General features: G+C 69.3%; 26 protein-coding genes. 2 read left to right on the top strand and 24 right to left on the bottom strand.

Annotated features, from left to right (window positions below):
- Window positions 1-160 precede the first annotated feature (160 nt).
- The 21 genes from OWR29_RS25490 to OWR29_RS25390 form a co-directional block, all read right to left on the bottom strand.
- Entirely contained in the window at window positions 161-736 is a 576-nt protein-coding gene (locus OWR29_RS25490; protein WP_267565753.1) for a hypothetical protein, read from the bottom strand.
- A gap of 14 nt (window positions 737-750) precedes the next feature.
- The gene (locus OWR29_RS25485; protein ID WP_267565752.1) at window positions 751-1,083 is read right to left on the bottom strand and encodes a PadR family transcriptional regulator; all 333 of its coding nucleotides are present in this window, start codon (window positions 1,081-1,083) and stop codon (window positions 751-753) included.
- Between the two features lie 353 nt (window positions 1,084-1,436).
- On the bottom strand, window positions 1,437-2,087 hold the full coding sequence (locus OWR29_RS25480; RefSeq protein ID WP_267565751.1) for a hypothetical protein: 651 nt from the start codon (window positions 2,085-2,087) through the stop codon (window positions 1,437-1,439).
- Window positions 2,087-2,278 carry a hypothetical protein gene (locus OWR29_RS25475; protein ID WP_267565750.1) on the bottom strand — a complete coding sequence of 64 codons (192 nt, stop codon included), beginning with the start codon at window positions 2,276-2,278 and terminating at the stop codon, window positions 2,087-2,089. The genes OWR29_RS25480 and OWR29_RS25475 overlap by 1 nt, the downstream gene beginning before the upstream one ends.
- Window positions 2,275-2,541 (bottom strand): hypothetical protein, encoded by a 267-nt coding sequence (locus tag OWR29_RS25470; protein WP_267565749.1) that lies wholly within the window; start codon window positions 2,539-2,541, stop codon window positions 2,275-2,277. Before OWR29_RS25470 ends, OWR29_RS25475 begins: the two co-directional genes overlap by 4 nt.
- 235 nt (window positions 2,542-2,776) lie before the next feature.
- Window positions 2,777-3,031, bottom strand: coding sequence for a hypothetical protein (locus OWR29_RS25465; RefSeq protein WP_267565748.1), 255 nt, complete (start codon window positions 3,029-3,031; stop codon window positions 2,777-2,779).
- Window positions 3,028-3,219: a hypothetical protein gene (locus OWR29_RS25460; protein WP_267565747.1), complete on the bottom strand. Its 192-nt coding sequence runs from the start codon at window positions 3,217-3,219 to the stop codon at window positions 3,028-3,030. Before OWR29_RS25460 ends, OWR29_RS25465 begins: the two co-directional genes overlap by 4 nt.
- Complete coding sequence (locus OWR29_RS25455) at window positions 3,216-3,353, bottom strand: hypothetical protein (RefSeq protein ID WP_267565746.1); 138 nt, start codon at window positions 3,351-3,353, stop codon at window positions 3,216-3,218. The genes OWR29_RS25460 and OWR29_RS25455 overlap by 4 nt, the downstream gene beginning before the upstream one ends.
- Window positions 3,350-3,598 carry a hypothetical protein gene (locus tag OWR29_RS25450; RefSeq protein WP_267565745.1) on the bottom strand — a complete coding sequence of 83 codons (249 nt, stop codon included), beginning with the start codon at window positions 3,596-3,598 and terminating at the stop codon, window positions 3,350-3,352. Before OWR29_RS25450 ends, OWR29_RS25455 begins: the two co-directional genes overlap by 4 nt.
- Window positions 3,591-4,586, bottom strand: coding sequence for a hypothetical protein (locus tag OWR29_RS25445; RefSeq protein WP_267565744.1), 996 nt, complete (start codon window positions 4,584-4,586; stop codon window positions 3,591-3,593). The genes OWR29_RS25450 and OWR29_RS25445 overlap by 8 nt, the downstream gene beginning before the upstream one ends.
- Window positions 4,587-4,766: 180 nt before the next feature.
- A complete protein-coding gene (locus tag OWR29_RS25440; RefSeq protein WP_267565743.1) occupies window positions 4,767-5,630 on the bottom strand; it encodes a hypothetical protein in 864 nt (287 codons plus the stop codon).
- Window positions 5,631-5,692: 62 nt separating this feature from the next.
- Window positions 5,693-5,989 (bottom strand): hypothetical protein, encoded by a 297-nt coding sequence (locus OWR29_RS25435; protein WP_267565742.1) that lies wholly within the window; start codon window positions 5,987-5,989, stop codon window positions 5,693-5,695.
- Window positions 5,986-6,339, bottom strand: a complete 354-nt coding sequence (locus OWR29_RS25430) for a hypothetical protein (RefSeq protein ID WP_267565741.1) — start codon at window positions 6,337-6,339, stop codon at window positions 5,986-5,988. Before OWR29_RS25430 ends, OWR29_RS25435 begins: the two co-directional genes overlap by 4 nt.
- Before the next feature lie 20 nt (window positions 6,340-6,359).
- Window positions 6,360-6,587, bottom strand: a complete 228-nt coding sequence (locus OWR29_RS25425) for a hypothetical protein (RefSeq protein WP_267565740.1) — start codon at window positions 6,585-6,587, stop codon at window positions 6,360-6,362.
- Window positions 6,584-8,305 carry a UvrD-helicase domain-containing protein gene (locus OWR29_RS25420; RefSeq protein WP_267565739.1) on the bottom strand — a complete coding sequence of 574 codons (1,722 nt, stop codon included), beginning with the start codon at window positions 8,303-8,305 and terminating at the stop codon, window positions 6,584-6,586. Before OWR29_RS25420 ends, OWR29_RS25425 begins: the two co-directional genes overlap by 4 nt.
- The gene (locus OWR29_RS25415; RefSeq protein ID WP_267565738.1) at window positions 8,302-9,411 is read right to left on the bottom strand and encodes an ATP-binding protein; all 1,110 of its coding nucleotides are present in this window, start codon (window positions 9,409-9,411) and stop codon (window positions 8,302-8,304) included. The genes OWR29_RS25420 and OWR29_RS25415 overlap by 4 nt, the downstream gene beginning before the upstream one ends.
- A complete protein-coding gene (locus OWR29_RS25410; protein WP_267565737.1) occupies window positions 9,408-9,728 on the bottom strand; it encodes a hypothetical protein in 321 nt (106 codons plus the stop codon). Before OWR29_RS25410 ends, OWR29_RS25415 begins: the two co-directional genes overlap by 4 nt.
- Window positions 9,725-10,030, bottom strand: coding sequence for a hypothetical protein (locus tag OWR29_RS25405; protein ID WP_267565736.1), 306 nt, complete (start codon window positions 10,028-10,030; stop codon window positions 9,725-9,727). The genes OWR29_RS25410 and OWR29_RS25405 overlap by 4 nt, the downstream gene beginning before the upstream one ends.
- Entirely contained in the window at window positions 10,027-10,419 is a 393-nt protein-coding gene (locus OWR29_RS25400; RefSeq protein ID WP_267565735.1) for a hypothetical protein, read from the bottom strand. Before OWR29_RS25400 ends, OWR29_RS25405 begins: the two co-directional genes overlap by 4 nt.
- Window positions 10,420-10,491: 72 nt before the next feature.
- Complete coding sequence (locus tag OWR29_RS25395) at window positions 10,492-10,683, bottom strand: MerR family transcriptional regulator (protein WP_267565734.1); 192 nt, start codon at window positions 10,681-10,683, stop codon at window positions 10,492-10,494.
- Window positions 10,676-10,918, bottom strand: coding sequence for a helix-turn-helix domain-containing protein (locus OWR29_RS25390; RefSeq protein WP_267565733.1), 243 nt, complete (start codon window positions 10,916-10,918; stop codon window positions 10,676-10,678). Before OWR29_RS25390 ends, OWR29_RS25395 begins: the two co-directional genes overlap by 8 nt.
- A 217-nt stretch (window positions 10,919-11,135) precedes the next feature.
- Between OWR29_RS25390 and OWR29_RS25385 the strand changes: the two genes are divergently transcribed.
- Together OWR29_RS25385 and OWR29_RS25380 are read left to right on the top strand one after the other, a co-directional pair.
- Window positions 11,136-11,567, top strand: coding sequence for a transcriptional regulator (locus OWR29_RS25385; protein ID WP_267565732.1), 432 nt, complete (start codon window positions 11,136-11,138; stop codon window positions 11,565-11,567).
- 93 nt (window positions 11,568-11,660) lie between these two features.
- The gene (locus OWR29_RS25380; RefSeq protein WP_267565731.1) at window positions 11,661-12,824 is read left to right on the top strand and encodes a tyrosine-type recombinase/integrase; all 1,164 of its coding nucleotides are present in this window, start codon (window positions 11,661-11,663) and stop codon (window positions 12,822-12,824) included.
- An 88-nt stretch (window positions 12,825-12,912) separates the two neighbouring features.
- Here the strand turns inward: OWR29_RS25380 and OWR29_RS25375 are convergent, their stop codons facing one another.
- Genes OWR29_RS25375 through OWR29_RS25365 form a run of 3 tightly spaced genes read right to left on the bottom strand, consistent with a single transcriptional unit; the run spans window position 12,913 to window position 15,865 of the window.
- Complete coding sequence (locus tag OWR29_RS25375) at window positions 12,913-13,572, bottom strand: response regulator (RefSeq protein WP_267565730.1); 660 nt, start codon at window positions 13,570-13,572, stop codon at window positions 12,913-12,915.
- Window positions 13,569-14,735, bottom strand: coding sequence for a sensor histidine kinase (locus OWR29_RS25370; protein ID WP_267565729.1), 1,167 nt, complete (start codon window positions 14,733-14,735; stop codon window positions 13,569-13,571). Before OWR29_RS25370 ends, OWR29_RS25375 begins: the two co-directional genes overlap by 4 nt.
- Window positions 14,714-15,865 (bottom strand): alpha/beta hydrolase family protein, encoded by a 1,152-nt coding sequence (locus tag OWR29_RS25365; protein WP_267565728.1) that lies wholly within the window; start codon window positions 15,863-15,865, stop codon window positions 14,714-14,716. Before OWR29_RS25365 ends, OWR29_RS25370 begins: the two co-directional genes overlap by 22 nt.
- Between the last annotated feature and the right edge of the window lie 62 nt (window positions 15,866-15,927).

The raw sequence follows: 15,927 nt of genomic DNA, 5'->3' as shown, positions 1-15,927 counted from the left end.
TTCGGGTGGCCAGGCCGGATCCCCCTCCGGCCTGGCCGTTTCCCCGCGATCTCCACCCCTGGAGCCGGCCGAGAATGCCGACAGCCCGGGAACCGTGAGGTTCGACCGGGCTGTGGGCAGACTCTGCCAGGGGCCAGTGTGAACAAAGATCGACTCTTCGTCAACCCTGCCTTTTCGCGATTCGATTCACACGCTCCTGCAGGTCCTGAGTCCTGGCCACTAGGTCGTCGATGATGACGTCGTTCCGCCGAATTCGCGCTTCGTACATGCGAATCTCCCTCCGCAATCGACAGCGCAGAACGATGGCGCCCAAGTCGATTAACGCCGTCACGACAGGAATAGCGGCTAGTGCACCGACCCAACCTAAACCAGCGGTGACGCCTATCGAGATGATCGAGAGTCCTACGCCAACCATCGCCGACACCCTCAGAACCGGGCCTAGTTCAGGCCAGTTAAACATCCGGTTTGCCAAACGAACTAGACCGTTCGTGATCTTAGGCCATTGAGAGCGACGGGCGGCGCTGGCGAAGAAAGAAAGAGCGTAACCGAGCTTGATAATCTTTCCGGGGCAGTCATCGATTACGGCCGCCCATTCCTCCTGCAGGATAGCGGCGCGGGTGGCGTCGGATCCGGCCCACATCCGAGCGGCACGAGGAACGATGCGTTTGGCAAGCCAGGGCGAAATGTCGCAGGCCTCATTGACGGCGAGACTCAGGATGACGGGCACGAGGACCACCAGACAGAAGCTAGTCACAGGTGAGTCCCGCCGAACGCCGGCTGGATAGAAATACGAGAAGGCCGCGGGCGTCGAGCCGAGATGAGTTCGCGGGCGCCTGCCGCACCGTCACCTGTCAGCTTGTAGTAGCGCCGACGAGGTCTGTTCGGCTCGCTGGCCCGTTCCTCCCAGCGAGCCGTGACCCAGCCCATGCCTTCAAGCCGCTCCAAAATCTTGTAGACGGTTGGTCCGCCTCGGCTGCTGGCCTTGATGATCGCCCAGCCGTGCAGCTCGTCGCCGATGGCGGCCAGAAAGACCTCGAGAACGTCGAGGAAGGGAGCTGTTATCCGCTCTGGTTTCCCTGTCACAAGCCAAAGTGTACTAGGTGAATCAAACCTAGGTGAAATAGGATTCGCCCATTCGTGGACGGCCACGAGATCCTTCACGTTTCCGCTGGTCAATGGCCGAAGCTTCGGCAAGCGGATACCTCACCTGAGGTCGTCCATACCCGTCGACGAGGCGTGCAACGGGAAGCTGATCCCGATCAGCCCAGCGGCGGACGGCAGCCGGGGTCACTCCGCCGCCCAGCTGGTCAGCAATCTCCGCGGCGGTGCCCCACCGGGCACCGTCGACCACGATCACGGCCACAGCCAGTCGACGGCGTTCCAGAAGCCACGGGCGAGGTCGTCCAGGGCGTCGTCGAACCAGCGCATCATGCTGGTCATTCTCCCCCCGGAGCGGCCTTGCGCAGCAGCCCCTCTTCGAGCGTCCACACGTGCGCGATCCCCACCGAGGGCACGCCCATGCGGCACTGGCACTGCCGGCCGATGCAGATGCAGCCGACGGTGCACACGACCACCTGCTCTTCGGTGGGCGCCGAGGTGCGGATGGCCAGGACACCGGCGCGGCGACAGGCGGGGCACTGGATGGCGGGGAGGAGCTGGTGGTCGTCGCCGCAGCCGAGGAGCTTGCGGGCGGCCTGGTCCTGCTCGTCGACCCACAGCCGGATGTTGCTGGCGGCGTCGGGGCTGAGCCGGGGCAGGTGGTAGCGGAGCTGGTCGAGAGGGTCGCCGTACGGCTTCTCGCCAAGCATCGCCGAGGCCAGCCAGGTAAGCGTCTCGTGGATGCTGACCATGCGCGTCTCGTACGGGCTGGTGCTCGACGTCGACCGCTCGATGACGGCGTCGAGGATGGGCTCGCGGCGGACGACGGTGGGCTGCCGTTCCTCCCGCGGGCGCCAGGCCTGGACGGTGCCCAGGTCGTCGTTGGCGGTCCAAGCCGTGCGCGCTGTCTGGGCAGCGTGGAGAAGGCGGTCGCGGGCGATGCCGATCGAGTGGAGGGCGGCGTGTGCGTGCAGCAGCATCGGATGCATCAGGCCTGGTCCTTCCGCTCGATGACCGGTGAGAACGACTCCTGGTCAGCGAGGATGCCGCGCAGCAGGAACTCGATCTGCACGCGGTTCCGGCCGTTAGCCGTGTAGACGAGTGGTGCCATGTCGTCGTCGCGCTCCCTGGCAACGAGGTTCCAGGCACCCTTGCCGTTGCTGCTGATCTTGATGATCACGCGTCCTCCCGGAAGACGAGGGCCAGGTCGACCGCCAGCACCTCGAGGAACGGCGGCAGCGAAGACGGCATCAGCTCGGCTTTGCCGGCCTCGAACTTCCACAGCTGGCCGTTGACGCTCGTCTCCGTCCGACCGGTCTTCTCAGCGACCAGGCGGGCGACCTCGCGCCGGCTGAGACCGAGGAGGGCGCGGACGTCGCCGAGGGCGGGGCCGAGCTTGGTGGGGTCGGCGATGTGGAGCATTCCGGGTGTGTTCCTGGTCAACGAGCGTCCTTCGGTTTGTTCTTCCAGCACTGGTCTCGGGTGATGCGGCCTTGGCGGACGTCGTCCGGCAGGTGCCCGACGTGCCATAGGCGGTGGTCGTGTGGGCAGCGGTAGGCCCGCGGCCGGTGGTCGCCGCCTTTCAGGAGGGCGGCGACCTGGCGCGCGGTCTTGCGGTCGGGGAAGAACTTCTTGCCGCAGGGCTGGCAGGTACCGATGGCCCTGTATCCGTTGCCTTTCACCTGGCGGTCGCAGCGGGGTTGCCGAAGAGGTCGGTCTGGACCTCGAGCGGCCGGAGCGCGTGGGCCCAGACGTCGGTGCTCATGCCGTCCTGCCAGGTGTCGCCGTCGACGGTGACCTCGCGGACGTTCCAGACGTCCGGGGTGAGTCGCGCGGGCCCAATGACCCGGCAGTGCCATCCGTCGCCGCAGCGGGGCCCGTGGGGCAGCTTGTGGGCGGTGACGGTGAACAGGTCGCCGGGGGTGATGGTCATCGGCAGCCGCCCTGGCAGACGAAGGCGAGCCGGCCACCGGATCCGATGACGTCCCAGCGGGGTTGGCCCTTGCTGTTGTGCAGGCCGGCCTTGCAGTCGGCGCAGCGGATGCCGTGGAAGACGGGCACGCCGAAGGTGGCAGCGGTGGCCTTGTCGAGGTGGCGGGTGCGCTCGTAGCGGGTCTTCATCGGTGTGGCCTCCAGGCTGCGGTGTCGTCGCCGGGGTCTTCGTCGTGCGGGTCGATTTGGCTGCTGGTGAAGAGCCCGGCCCCGCCGGCGAAGAGGAAGATCGCGGCGAGGCCGAGCAGGCCGGCGAGGATCACGTCGCCGGGCCGGGGATGACGGGGGCGGGCAGGACTTCACGTTGTGCGCGGAGTTCGGCGGCTTCCTCCAACCAGGCGTCCATCGACATGCGGTCGCCCTTCAGCAGCGCGCGCCGGGCGGCCTCGTCGAGGGCCTGGATGCGCTTCTCGCGCTCGGCAGGGTGAAGCAGGCCGGGCTCTTCGGGCGCCGTCTCGAAGACGACGCGGCCGACGGCGCGGCGCATGCGGGCGAGGTAGTCAGCCACGGTCGAGCACCTCGGTCTCGGTGTAGACGCAGCCGGCCAGGTGGAAGCCGGCGTCGCAGCCGATCGGCTGGCACGGCGCGTAGACCGGGCGGCCGGGCTCGCTGAGGCTGTCGTCCAGCTCGTTCGGGATGTCGCGGACGACGTCGATCTGGAGAGGCGTGTCGGCCATCTCGGCGATCGCGGCGGCCTCTCCCGCGGCGTACGCGCGCCGGATCAGCCCGATCACGACCATGGCCACGCCAACCTCGGCCCGCGACAGCACCTCGAGGACCAGCTGGTCGAACGATCCCCGCCCGATTCGCACGGCTTCGCACGCCGCTTCGAGGTGGGCCAGCAGCGTGCCCTCGACGAGGCGGCTCGGGTCGCCGGGCTGGACCAGGCCGCCGGCATACAGCTCCGACACGGCGGCCGGCAGCGGCACGTGGGCCATCGAGGTGTCGACGTCGTACGGGCCCCAGTCACCAGCCGCCGACAGCTCCTCGACCGGCCGCTCAGGACTCACCAGCTGCCGCACCGCGTGCTGGTCATCCATTCGCGCAACGGGAGCAGAGGTCAACGCGTCAACCGACTCAGCGATGATCGGCACCAGGTCGCGAAGCCAGTGCACGCGGATGTCCTGCGCCAGCGCGTCCGGGAGGCCACGCCGGTTCATGTAGGCCAGGTCCGCATCGAGCAGGCGGCCGATCAGCCGGCCAGCGGCCTCCGAGTACTCGACGTCGACATCTTCGCTGCTCTCGCGCGCGACGGGAGGAACCGAGGCCACGGCGGCTGTCGGCGACGGGGTGGTGTTTCGGGTATCGCAGGGGCCCGAATGTGCGTAGTGGAGGCGGCAGGCCTTGCTGCTGCACGGTCCCTTGATTTCCAGGAGCTCGCGTTCCCTGTCGGCCAAGACGAGGTTCGGGCTGGCGGGCGTGGTGTTGTGCTGGTAGTCGGCGGCGAATCCTTGGTAGGCGGAGAGGTCGCGGCGGGTGTTCTCAGCGTCGTGCATTGCGGGTCTCCTGGATCTCCAGACGGATTTGGCGGGCTCGGGTGTGGGTGACGTATGGGTAGGCGGCTGCAAGATCGGCCTCGTCGTCCTGAGCGGGCCGGGTGTGCGCGAGGGCGCGGGCGACGGCAGCAGCGGCTGAGGCTCGGGTCCGCTTCTCGCCTGCGGTGAGGTGCCGGCCGGTCATGAGGCGCTCCGGATCGGGATCACCGGGGCAAGGCCAGAGGCGCGACGGCAGAGGACGCACGACAGCTGTCCGTCGGGCCGGCGTCGGGAGGCGAGGCCGTGCGGGCAGCGGGCCGGTAGCGAGTCGGAGGGGGAATCGGGCTCTTCGGCGGCCTCGGGCACGCGTGGACCAGTTACGGCCGTACGGAGGTCTTCCGTGTGTGGTCGGTCGTTGTTGTGTCTAGGTCTGTGGTCGGTGGCGGGTGCCTGATGCACCTGCAGGTCAGTACTTGAGGCACCTGCAGGTCGGGTTTCGTTGGTACGTGAGGCACCTGCAGGTTCAACCCGGTCATGGGTGTCTGCGGGTACCTGGGGCACCTGCAGGTCTGGGTTATCCACAGGGCCGGTTGGTGCATCAGGCACCTGCAGGTCGCCTGGGTCGGGGGTCTGCGGGGCCTTCTTGTACCGGCCGCGGGTGGCCTCGCGGACCTTTTCGACCTCGAGGGTGTGGCGGGCCGGGGACCAGACAGTGAGGTCGTCTCGGTCGAGGAGGTCGGCCGGGAGGGCGAGCTGGTATTCGTCGGCGTGGCCGGGTCGGGCGCCGGGGCGGACGAGGCGGAGCAGGCCCAGGCGGACGAGGTGCTGCACGGCGCGCTTGACGCTGCCGTACTCGGCTTCGAGGTCGACGGCGAGTCGTGGAAGGCCTGGGCGGACTCGGCTGCCGTCGCTGTCGGCGTAGTCGGCGAGGCGCGCGGCGACGGCCTTGATGCGGCTTCCGGCGATGTTGCGGCCGGCGACCTTGACCGTGCCGAACCGGACGCGGGCGAGGACGTCTGTCCACTCGCGTACGGTGGCGCGTTCCTGGTCGAGAAGGTCGCTCAACGGTGTCTCCGTGCTTCTGGTGGTGCTGCCCGGCGCCGGGGAAGAGGCGCCGGGCAGCGGGTTCAGGCGGTGGGGAAGCAGGCGGTCTCGGTGCAGGCGACCGCTCCTTTGTGGTCGGCCCAATGCGCCGACACGAGGTAGGCGTCGTCCGCGTCGTCGCCCTGGCCCTCGGCGCACTTGGCGATCGGGACCTGTTTCGTCGGCTGCGGGCCCTTCTTGCTGTGCCTCGGCCGGCTGAGGTCAGGAACGGTCTTCGAGCTCGCCCGGTGTGCGATGGATCCGGGGCCGAGGGTCATGCCGATTAGGGCGACGCTGTGGCCGGTGGGGATCAGCTCGCGGGGCAGCTTTGGTCTGGTCATGCTGCGTTCTCCATTCGGATCTGGTGGGCAACGGCTCGGCGCGCAGTGCCGCGGTCGCGTTCGTCGGCCTTGCACTCGTCGCAGGCCTGCTCCTGGCGGCGGCGGTGCCCGCTCGGGCTGCAATCGCGCTTCCTAACCGGTTTGGCCTCGGGAAGCTGGGACAGGGCGACCCAGGACGTCAGATCCCTCCAGGAGCGGTCGTCCGGGACTGCTGCGGCCAACACGAACGCGAGGCGGAACCAGTCGGCCGGGTCCGGCAGCTGCTTGGCGAGCCACTTGCCGTTGTCGTCGGGGCCGAGGTCGCGGACGCGGGTGATCAGCTGGCGCGCGATCTGCTCGAGCTCGGCCACACGGTCATCAGGAAGAGCCATTAGTCGGCCTCTCCGATCCGGCGGCGCTGCTCGGCCTGGGCCTCGTCCAGCTGGGCCAGGTGTTCGCGGATGGCGGCCTCGTCGTGCAGGCGGTGACCCTTGACCAGGTGACAGCTGGTGCAGGTGCCGGGCGTGGTCACGTCGGGTTCGTACTTGTGCGGCTTGGCCTGTTGAGTTGCCTTGGGTCCGGTGTGGACCAGCGGCACGCGGGCAGGGGTCAGGCTCATCGAGCCGCCTCCACCAGCTCGGGCGCGGCGTACGCCTGGCACCGGCAGCCGACCGATGCGCACTGGCCGCGGCCCTTCGGCCCGGCCCGGTGGACCACCTCGAGGTGGCCGCACTCGTCGCCCGTGCAGCGCGGCTTCCGCGGCGCCGGTGCGAACCGAGGGCCGCCCACGGCGGGCAGCGGGCCGGGGCCGGTCAGCAGCTCGGGGCCGTCCGGCAGCACCGCCTCCGGGTGCTCGAGCACAGCGGCGCCGATCCACGAGTCAGCCGGCATCGTGGCGGGCGCGCCGTCGACGTAGTGGTCGACCCAGGCGAGGCCTTCGCGGTCGAGGACCAGCTGGGCGCGGGTCACCGCGACGTACGCGAGCATGGCGTCCTCCCGCGGGATCCGGGTCTCGCCGTCCTCGCCCGGGCGGGGCTCCTGGAAGTCGGTGGCGATCGCGACGCGCTGCCACTCGCGGCCCTTGGCCTTGTGCGCCGTGCTCACGACGACGTCGGCGTACCGCTCGTCGACCAGGGCGTCGCACACGCGGATCAGCTCGGCAGGGCCGTGCTGGTCGACCAGCTTCACGAACACCTTCAGGTCGGAGCCGCCGGCGTCCTGCTCGACGTAGTCCTGGACCTCCCGCCACGAGCCGAAGGCGAACAGCTCCGGGTGGTCGGTGGGCAGGCCGTGCTGCAGCTGCTGGGCGGCCTCGGCCATGCGGCGGATGTCGCCGCCACCGCCGACCAGGGCGGCGCGCTGGCCCGAGCCGATCGCGGCCATGACCCGGCCGATGGCACCGGCGTTGGAGCGGCAGAGGATCGCGTCCGGCCCTGCCAAGGGCTCGAGGCGGGACTTGATCGGGTCGAAGCCGCGCAGCCGGAGCGGGGCGTCGAGCAGGCTCAGCCACTTGTTGGCCTCGGCGGCCACGGCGGGCCCGAACCGGAATGACTGGCTGAGGGTGTACCGCTCGCCGCCGAAGGTGGCCATGGCGTCGGTGGCGCCGCGCCAGCCGTAGATGGCCTGCGACCGGTCGCCGACGAGGATGCGCTGGGCGTCCTGCGCGTCGACCAGCCCGGCAACGGCCGGGTTGGAGTCCTGGGCCTCGTCCAGCAAGACATAGTCGGCGTGCAGTTGCGGCCCCGACAGGATCCACATCTTGAGGTAGCAGTCGTGCGTGAAGCGGAGCCGACCGGTCTCACGGGTGATGTCGACGTCCCAGGCCTTCTGGGCGAGGGGCTGCAGGTAGGTGCGGAGCTCGGCCTGGCCGAAGCGGTCGAGGCCGTTGACCAGCGGCACGTGCCGGTAGTCGACCTGGTCTTCGGCGGAGTAGCAGAACCGCTGGATTGTCTCGGTTACCAGCCGGGCTAACTGCTGCGGTGCCAGGAACGTCTCGCCGATCTTGATGGGCTCGTTGATCCGCATGATCTGGGCGGCTTGGCGGGCAGGTACGCGGGGGCCGTTGAGGCGGTGCGCGAACCGCTTGCCGACCGCGCCGTACGCGAAGCTGTGGGCGGTCTTGCAGGTCACCGAGCCGGGGAAGCTCTTGGCGGCTTCGACGGCGATGGCCTTGTTGTAGGCGAGGTAGACCCCGCGCTGGCCGGGCTTGGCCGCGGCCAGCATCTTGAGCGTGGAGGTCTTGCCCGCCCCGGCGCCGGCCTCGATGGTGAGGTCCCGGTCGCCGGGGGCAGCAGCGTCGATGATGGCGGCCTGCTCGGCTGTCGGGGCGTGGCTCATGCGCCCGCTCCGACTGGCGCGTTCTGCTGCTCGAGGTAGCGCTGCAGCCGGTCGATCACGGCCTTGACCTCGTCGTCGGTCAGGTCGTTGGTCGACTCGATCTCGCGGTCGGCGACCTCGGCCGCGAAGGCCAGGCGCTGCTCGCGCTCGCCCAGCTCGGCCTCGGTGAAAAGCGCCATCATCTTGCGGCGGGCCGGGTCGTTGCCGGGGTTCTTCGGCTCCGCGGGCTGCTCCACGACGACGCTCGCCTTGCGGGCCTGCCAGGCCGGCACGATGAGACTGTCGACGTCGGTCTGGGTGATCTGCTGAGCCTTCAGGGCCGCGCCGATGGCGGTCCAGGCGGCCACAAGCTGGTCTTTGTCCCCCGCGGCGCGGATCTGCTCGAGCAGCTGGTCGCGCATCGACGGTCCGGCCTGCTCGCCGTCGTCGAGCCAGGTCTTGAACGTCTCGGCGAACGCGCGGCCGGGCCGGGTGACGATCTCGCCGGACAGGGACGGGCAGCGGGACTTCACGACGGTCAGCTCGTTGGACAGGTCCATCGACGCGACCAGGTCGAACTCGTACTCCAGGCCTTCGCGCTGCTCGGCCTTGGTGCCGACCTTCATCATCTGGCGCTTGCCGCGTGCGTTCTCGCCCTCGACCCAGTCGGTCTTGACGCGCAGCGTGCAGATGACGTGGCCGGGGAACGCGAGCAGGGCCTCGACCATCTGCCGCTCGACCGGCCGCATCTCCTTCCAGCCGGACATACCGTGGCCGCCGGAGCGCTTGGCGGCCTTGTCGACCTGCTCGAGCATGCCGTCGGTGCCCATCCAGAAGTGGCTGAGCGAGTCGACGACGGCGACGTCGTAGCCGGCCGCCGCGGCGGCGGCTAGGGCGTCGATCAGGATCTGCGGGCTGTAGCGGTCGAGGCCGAGGGTGTCGAAGTCGAACAGGTCGGCGTACTTGCTGGCCGAGCCGTGCTCGGTGTCGATGACGGCGATGCGCTGGCCGAGGGTGGTGGCGATGGTGAGTGCGGTGTACGTCTTGCCGGAGCCGGACGGGCCGTCGAGTGCGATGCGGCCCTTGGCGGCCTTCTTGGTGGCCTTGGCGAAGGAGAAGGTGGTCATCGGGTGGTCTCGCTTTCCTTGGGCAGCGGCCAGGTGATCGGCTGGGTTTGGGTCTCGCGGGCGAGTAGTCGGCGGCCGATGTGCGGGGTCCAGTCCGGGCTGACCAGCTGCACCTCGCCGGTGTGATGCCGGCCGGTGGAGGGCTCATCGACCGGCGGGGCGGGCCGGTCGGCCAGCTGCTGCTGGACCTCGCGGCCGCCGTCGATGCTGTTGAGGACGAACGTCTCGCTGATCCGGTTGGCCTGGGCCTGGGCGATGACCAGGACCAGGGCGACGATCAGGAGGAGACCGAGAATGACGAGGGCGACGTTGCTCATGCGGTCACCGCCGCGGCGTCCCACTCCACGCCCACCGAGCGGAGACGGCCGCCGACCATGGCGTACGCGGTGATGTTCGGGTTCTCGGGCATGCAGACGACGGGCGGAAGCTCGCAGCGGCAGGCCTCGCCGGGAAGGGCACCGCACGCGCAGGGCACGACGTGGGTGGCCTGGAGCGGGGTGCCGTCGAGCCGGGTGCGGTTGGTGACTGCCACGTGGTCCACCTCGTAGAGCAGGGGCTGGATGGCGCAGACGGCCAGGAGGAGGAGGCCGAGCAGGGTGGCGATGACGGAGGCGGTCACTGGGCACCACCGGAGGCGAGCTGGGCGCGGAGCTCGTCGTTCTCGCGCTGCAGCTCGGCGAGCTTCTTGGCTCGGGTCGGCGGCGCCGGCATCTCGCACCGGACGTTGACGTAGATCGGCTTGTCCCTGCCGGTCTCGGCCATGTACTCGGCCCTGCGAGTGATTCCGCGACCCTCGATCTTGGTCTTGGCCGCGACGCCCATGGCCTCGGCAATCGCGTCGACGGCGGGCCGGTTCCGTTCCACGGCAGCCGGGGATGTGTCGTACGGGAAGCTCAGGTAGATGTTGGCGGCCCTGAGCCCCGGAACCTCCTGGTCGGTCAGAGGGGCGAGCTGGTCGGCGAGCTTGCGGAGGCTGTCCGCCAGCTCGCGGTAGGTGAAGCGGGTCATGAGATGCTTCTTTCTGTCTGGCGGTCCCGCGTCGTGTGCAGCGAGAACGGGGCCGCTGGTCGCTTTCTGAGGTCAGGCGGCGATGACCGGCTGGCGGCCCATCGCGTGGATCGCGGCGATGTCGGCGCGGGAAAAGCGGATGTCGCGCACGCCGAGCCGCGTAAACGGGATCTCCCGGGCGGTCACCTTCTTGTCGACCCAGCTACGCGGCTTGCGGATCAGCGCGGCCAGCTCGTCCTTCGTGATCAGCTCCAGGTCATCCACGGGTCACCTCCGGCTGGGTGAACAGGTCCTCGACGGCGACGCCGAGGGCATTAGTGGTGTTGGCGATGAAGCGCGCGCCGGGCTGGCTCAAGCCCCGGCGGATGCGCCCCAACGTGGTGTGGCTGACCCCAACGCCGGCCGCCTTCTGCTGGTCGGTCATCCAGCCCTTCTGGGCCGTCAGCTCGTCGAAGCGATCGAGCCTGAGGACGAAGCCTTCGTGGTCATGTTCGGGCACGTGCAGAACCGTACCCTTCATGTGCGCGCACGCACAAGTGCAGGCAGCTCGGGTTCCGGGAGAAGTTTGACTTTGCTAGTGTGCGTCCATGCACACGACGTTTGCGCTGCGAGAAGGACGCGACTTGGGGCGCGCTCCCGTGAAAGGATCGCCACCTATCAATGTGCGTGCGCGCACACGAGTGACAGGACGTGCACAGGTACCTAATGTCGTGCACGTGCCCACACGTGACTGGCCGCAGCAGGAGGCCTTCCTGCGCCAGCTCGACGAGCTGAAGATCCGCCACAACATCCGGCACGACAGCGCACTGGCCGAGCTGGCCGGCATCAGCCACACCGCCATCTCCAACTGGCGCAAGGGCAAGCAACGCCCTTCGGCCACACTCATCACGCGAATCGCGACTGCCACCGACGAGCCGACCCGGCCCCTCCTCGCAGTGGCGGGCCTCATCGAAGGCCAGGACGATGACGCCAACCCGCTGGGTGATCTAGACCCGCTGCTTCAGCGCATCATCGCCATGTACCGCGCCTCTTCTCCCGCCCAGCGCGAGGTGTTGATTTCGACGCTCACGCCGACGGTGAACATGATCGCTTCACTTCAGGAGTTGGAGCGCCAGGCGGCAGAGGCCGTCAAAAAACGCTCTTCCTAACCTCCCATTTCTTTACCTTCGCGCGTGACTTCCCTCGCTCGTCACGGACTTCCCTCCTCTCCATTCGCCCTTCACCCCTGAGGCGTATGTCCAATGTGGATTGAAAAGCACGGCGACTCCTGGCGTATCCGCGAGGAAGTCGCAGGTAAGAAAAAAACCATCAAGTCAGGGCTGCCGAATAAGACGGTGGCCACCAGCGTGATGAACGGCCTGAAGGTCGACAAGGCGCGCGGCAATTACATCAACCCGCAACTCGGCAAAGTCACCCTGAATCAGTTCGCCGACACGTTCTGGCCCGGCTACGAGATCTCACTGAAGCCCAGCGCGCGGCGCAGCGAGGGGTCCAGGCTGCGGACGCACATCCTCCCGCAGCTCGGCCGCTATCAGCTCGACCAGATCGATGCGATCGTCGTGCAGGACTTCGTCAGGACGCTGGTTCAGGGAATACCTGACCCGGCCGAAGGCCCAGTCCGCAAACCCCTGGCCGAAAAGACCGTACGGAATGTGCACGGCGTTCTACATAAGATCTTGTCCGCCGCGGTAACGGCAAAAATGATCGGCGCGAATCCGGCCTCCGGTACGGCAATGCCACCAAGGGAACACGTCGAAATGATGTTCCTGACCCAGCCCGAGATTGGGAGGCTGCTCGCGGCGTGCACCGGGAAGTACGAGTATTGGCGGCCGCTGGTGATGTTGCTGGTCACGACCGGGCTGCGCTATTCGGAGGCTTTGGCGCTACGGGTCGGCCGTGTCGACGTTTTCGGCCGGTCGCTTCAGGTGCTCCAGACGGCGTACGAGGCGGGCGGCGGCGAATACATCTACACGACGCCGAAGACCAAGTTCTCCCGGCGCCCAGTCGCGCTCACGCCCGAGCTGGCGCTCGAGCTCGCGCCCGCACTGGCCGGCAAGGGCCGCAACGATCTGCTGTTCACCATGCCGGACGGCCGGCCGGTCACGCGGAACTTCCGTCAGCGCATCTGGCTACGGATCCGCGAGGACGCCGGCCTCGACGGGCTGCGGCTGCACGACCTGCGACACACGGTCGCCGCGCTGCTGATCTCGAAGGGTGTCCCGTTGACGGCGGTCCAGCGGATGCTCGGCCACTCGTCGATCAAGGTCACCTCAGACCTCTACGGGCACCTGATGCCGGAGGTGAACGACAGCATCGTCGCGACGATCAGCGCCGCCCTGGCGGTGGGGGTGGACGTGGGGGGAACGTGGGGGGTCCCAACAGTGCTGAACAGTGCTCAAGGGTGATCAAATTTGGGTCTGCAGTGGTCACACGCTGGGGCCGTCTCCGCTGGCCAGGGGTGTTGTCTGGGTTCGAATCCCACGCCCTCCGCTTTCAGCGCTCCAGCGGGAGCAGGCCCGCGCGGTAGGCCCAGATCACCGTCTGCACCCGGTCGCGGGCGCCGATCTTGGTCATGGCCCGGCTCAGGTGGCTCTTCACGGTGCTGACCTCGACCACCAGTTCGGCCGCGATCTCGGCGTTGGACAGGCCGTGGGCCAGCAGCCGGACGATCTCCGCCTCGCGCGCGGTGAGCACGTCCGTTCCGGTTTCGGTGGGCGCTGCGGCCCGGCGGCGGCGGGCGAACTCGACGATCACGCGACGGGTGACTGCCTGGTCGACCATCCCCTGACCGGCGGCGAGGCGGCGGATCGCGTCGAGCAGCGTCTCGACGTCGGCGTCCTTGAGCAGGAAGCCGCTCGCGCCGGCCTCCAGCGCGCCGAAGACGTACTCGTCCAGCTCGTACGTGGTCAGCACCAGCACCGCGGGCGGCGGATCGAGCGCGGTGACGATGTCCCGGGTCGCGGTCAGGCCGTCGCCGCCGGGCATGCGGACGTCCATGCAGACGACGTCGGGCTTGAGCACGCGGGCCATCCGGACCGCCTCGGGGCCGTCGGCGGCCTCGCCGACCACGGTGATGTCGCCGGCCAGCTCGATCAGCGAGCGGAAGCCGGCCCGCAGCATCGGCTGGTCGTCGGCCAGCAGCACGGTGATCACGCTTCGTCCTCCGGCCGGGGAACGGTGAGCCGGACGCGCCATCCGCCCTCGGCGGTCGGTCCGGCCTCCAGCTCGGCGCCGATCAGCGCGGCCCGTTCCCGCATGCCGATCAGGCCGAACCCGCGGTGCCCCCGATCGCGCCGGGTCGTCCCCGCGACCGCCGGTCCGTTGCGGATCTCCATTGTGGTCTCCGTTTTCCCGTACGCCAGCTTGACCGTCACCGGTGCGCCGGGCGCATGATCGCGGGCGTTGGTCAGCGCCTCCTGGGCCACCCGGTAGAGCGCCAGCTCGACGGCCGGGTCGGCGACGCCGGGCGTGCCGTCGACGGTGAGCTCGGCCTCGCCGCCGGACACGAGCCGGTCGATCATCGCACCGCTGCCGTCCGGCAGGTGTGCGTCGGCCGTACCGTCGTCCCGCAGCGCGCCGACGATCTGCCGCAGGTTGTTCAGCGTGTTGCGGCCCTCCTCACGCACCGCGGCCGCGTGCCTGCGGGCGGCCTCAGGATCGCGGTCCAGCAGCCGCTCGACCAGCGTGGCCTGCACGATCAGCGAGGTGAGGTGGTGGGCCGCCACGTCGTGCAGGTCGCGGGCGGTGCGGGCCCGTTCCGCGGTCAGCACCGCCTCGGTCCGGGCCTGGTGCGCCTCGGCGTCGGCGGCGGCCCGGGCCGCGACCACCTCGGCGTAGCGGCGCCGCATAGTGAGGTGCGCGCCGAGCAGCGCGGCGCCCACGTAGAGCAGCACCGACAGTGCCAGATGGACCGCGAGCCGGGTCAGTTCCATCGCCGGGTTCTGCGGCGGAGGCAGGCTGAGCACCGCGTACCCGCCGATCTCGACCACCGCCGTGATCACCGCGATCGTGATGGCCGTACGTGTGGTCAGCAGCGTCCCGCACGTGAAGACCGCGACGGCCAGACCCAGGCCGCGCAGCCCGGTGCCGGCCGGGGCGGCAGCCGATATGCCGGTCTGCAGCAGCAGCATCAGCGCCACGCACCACACCGGACTGATCCGTCGCAGGCAGATCAGCAGCGTCTGGACCCCCACCAAGGTCAGCACGACCGGACCGGGCGCGGTGTCCGGCGCGGTGAGCCAGATCAGCAACGCGGTGAACGGCACGGCGGCCAGGGCCACCGCGCCGTCCTTCATCAGCGTCGCGCGGACAGCCATGCGGTGATGTCGCGCAGCACGGCCGGGTCCGGGTTGCCCGGCGCCGGCTGATATTCGGCGGTGACGTTCATCAGGTGACTCATGCCCGGGTAGGTGATCAATGTGTGGTCGCGACCGGCCGCGGCCAGCGCGGCGTCCGTGACGATCGCGCCGCGGACCACGGTCTGGGTGTCGGTCTGGCCGTTTACCAGCAGCACCGGGCCGTCGAACCGGGGAAGCGCCTGGGCCGGGGTCGGGAAGCGGGCGATGTCGGTGACGTACCTGGCGAATCGCTCGGGCATGCCGGGCAGGTTCGGGAACCGGTCGAAGCCGACGGCGGCGCGGATGACCGGCTCGGCCTCGGCGTCGATGGCCACCACGCCGTCCTTGTCGGCATCGATCAGGACGGCCCGGAACTGGGCCGCCTCGTCGGCGGGCCGGCCGGCCAGGCCCTCGGACACCTCGGCCGGTGTCAGGCGACCGTCCCCGTCGAAGTCGAACTCCTCGTGCAACTGTCCCAGCGTACGGCCCACGGCCTGGTAGTAGATCACCTGGCGCGGGGTGCCGTGAACCACGCCCATCGCCACGACTCCGGCGGGCTTGCGGATGCCGTACGTCCGCGGATCGGCGACCAGGTTGCCGGCGACCTGGGTGCCCTCGCTGTGGCCGAGCAGGAAGACCCGGGCCGGGTCCACACGCTTCTGCGCCCCGGCGAAGCGAACCGCCGCGGCCGCGTCCCGTACGGTCTGCTCGTAGGGTTTGACCGGGTCGAGGAAGGCCGGGTTGTCGCTCAGCTTCGGCCCGACGCCGACCACGCCACGCTTGTTGAAGCGCAGCACGGCGAAGCCGCTCCGGCTCACCGACCGGGCGACCGACTTGAGCGTGGTCACCCCCGGGGCCAGCGTCTGATCCATGTCGTTCTGCCCGCTGCCGTGCAGCAGCACCACCACCGGCAAGCGGCCCCTGGCACTCCGGGGATAGGTGAACTCACCCTTGGCCGACCAGCCGCCGTCCATGGGGATCGTCACGGCCTCACGGACGATCCCGGCCCACTCGTTCCCCGGCTTCCCCGTCGCCTGCGCCCCGGCCGCCGGCACCAACCCGACCACCAGCGCGGCCGCCATCAGCAGCGGGATCTTCTTCATCCTCATGCTGCCGAGCCTGCCGCCCGCCCCGCACCGGACACATCCGGCGCAGGCAGGAACTCCGCCTT

It is taken from the genome of Paractinoplanes pyxinae, from assembly GCF_026626335.1.
GTDB classification, from domain to species: Bacteria; Actinomycetota; Actinomycetes; order Mycobacteriales; family Micromonosporaceae; genus Actinoplanes; species Actinoplanes pyxinae.
Note: the sequence above shows the minus strand (reverse complement) of the source record. Positions and strands in the feature narration are given on the sequence as shown.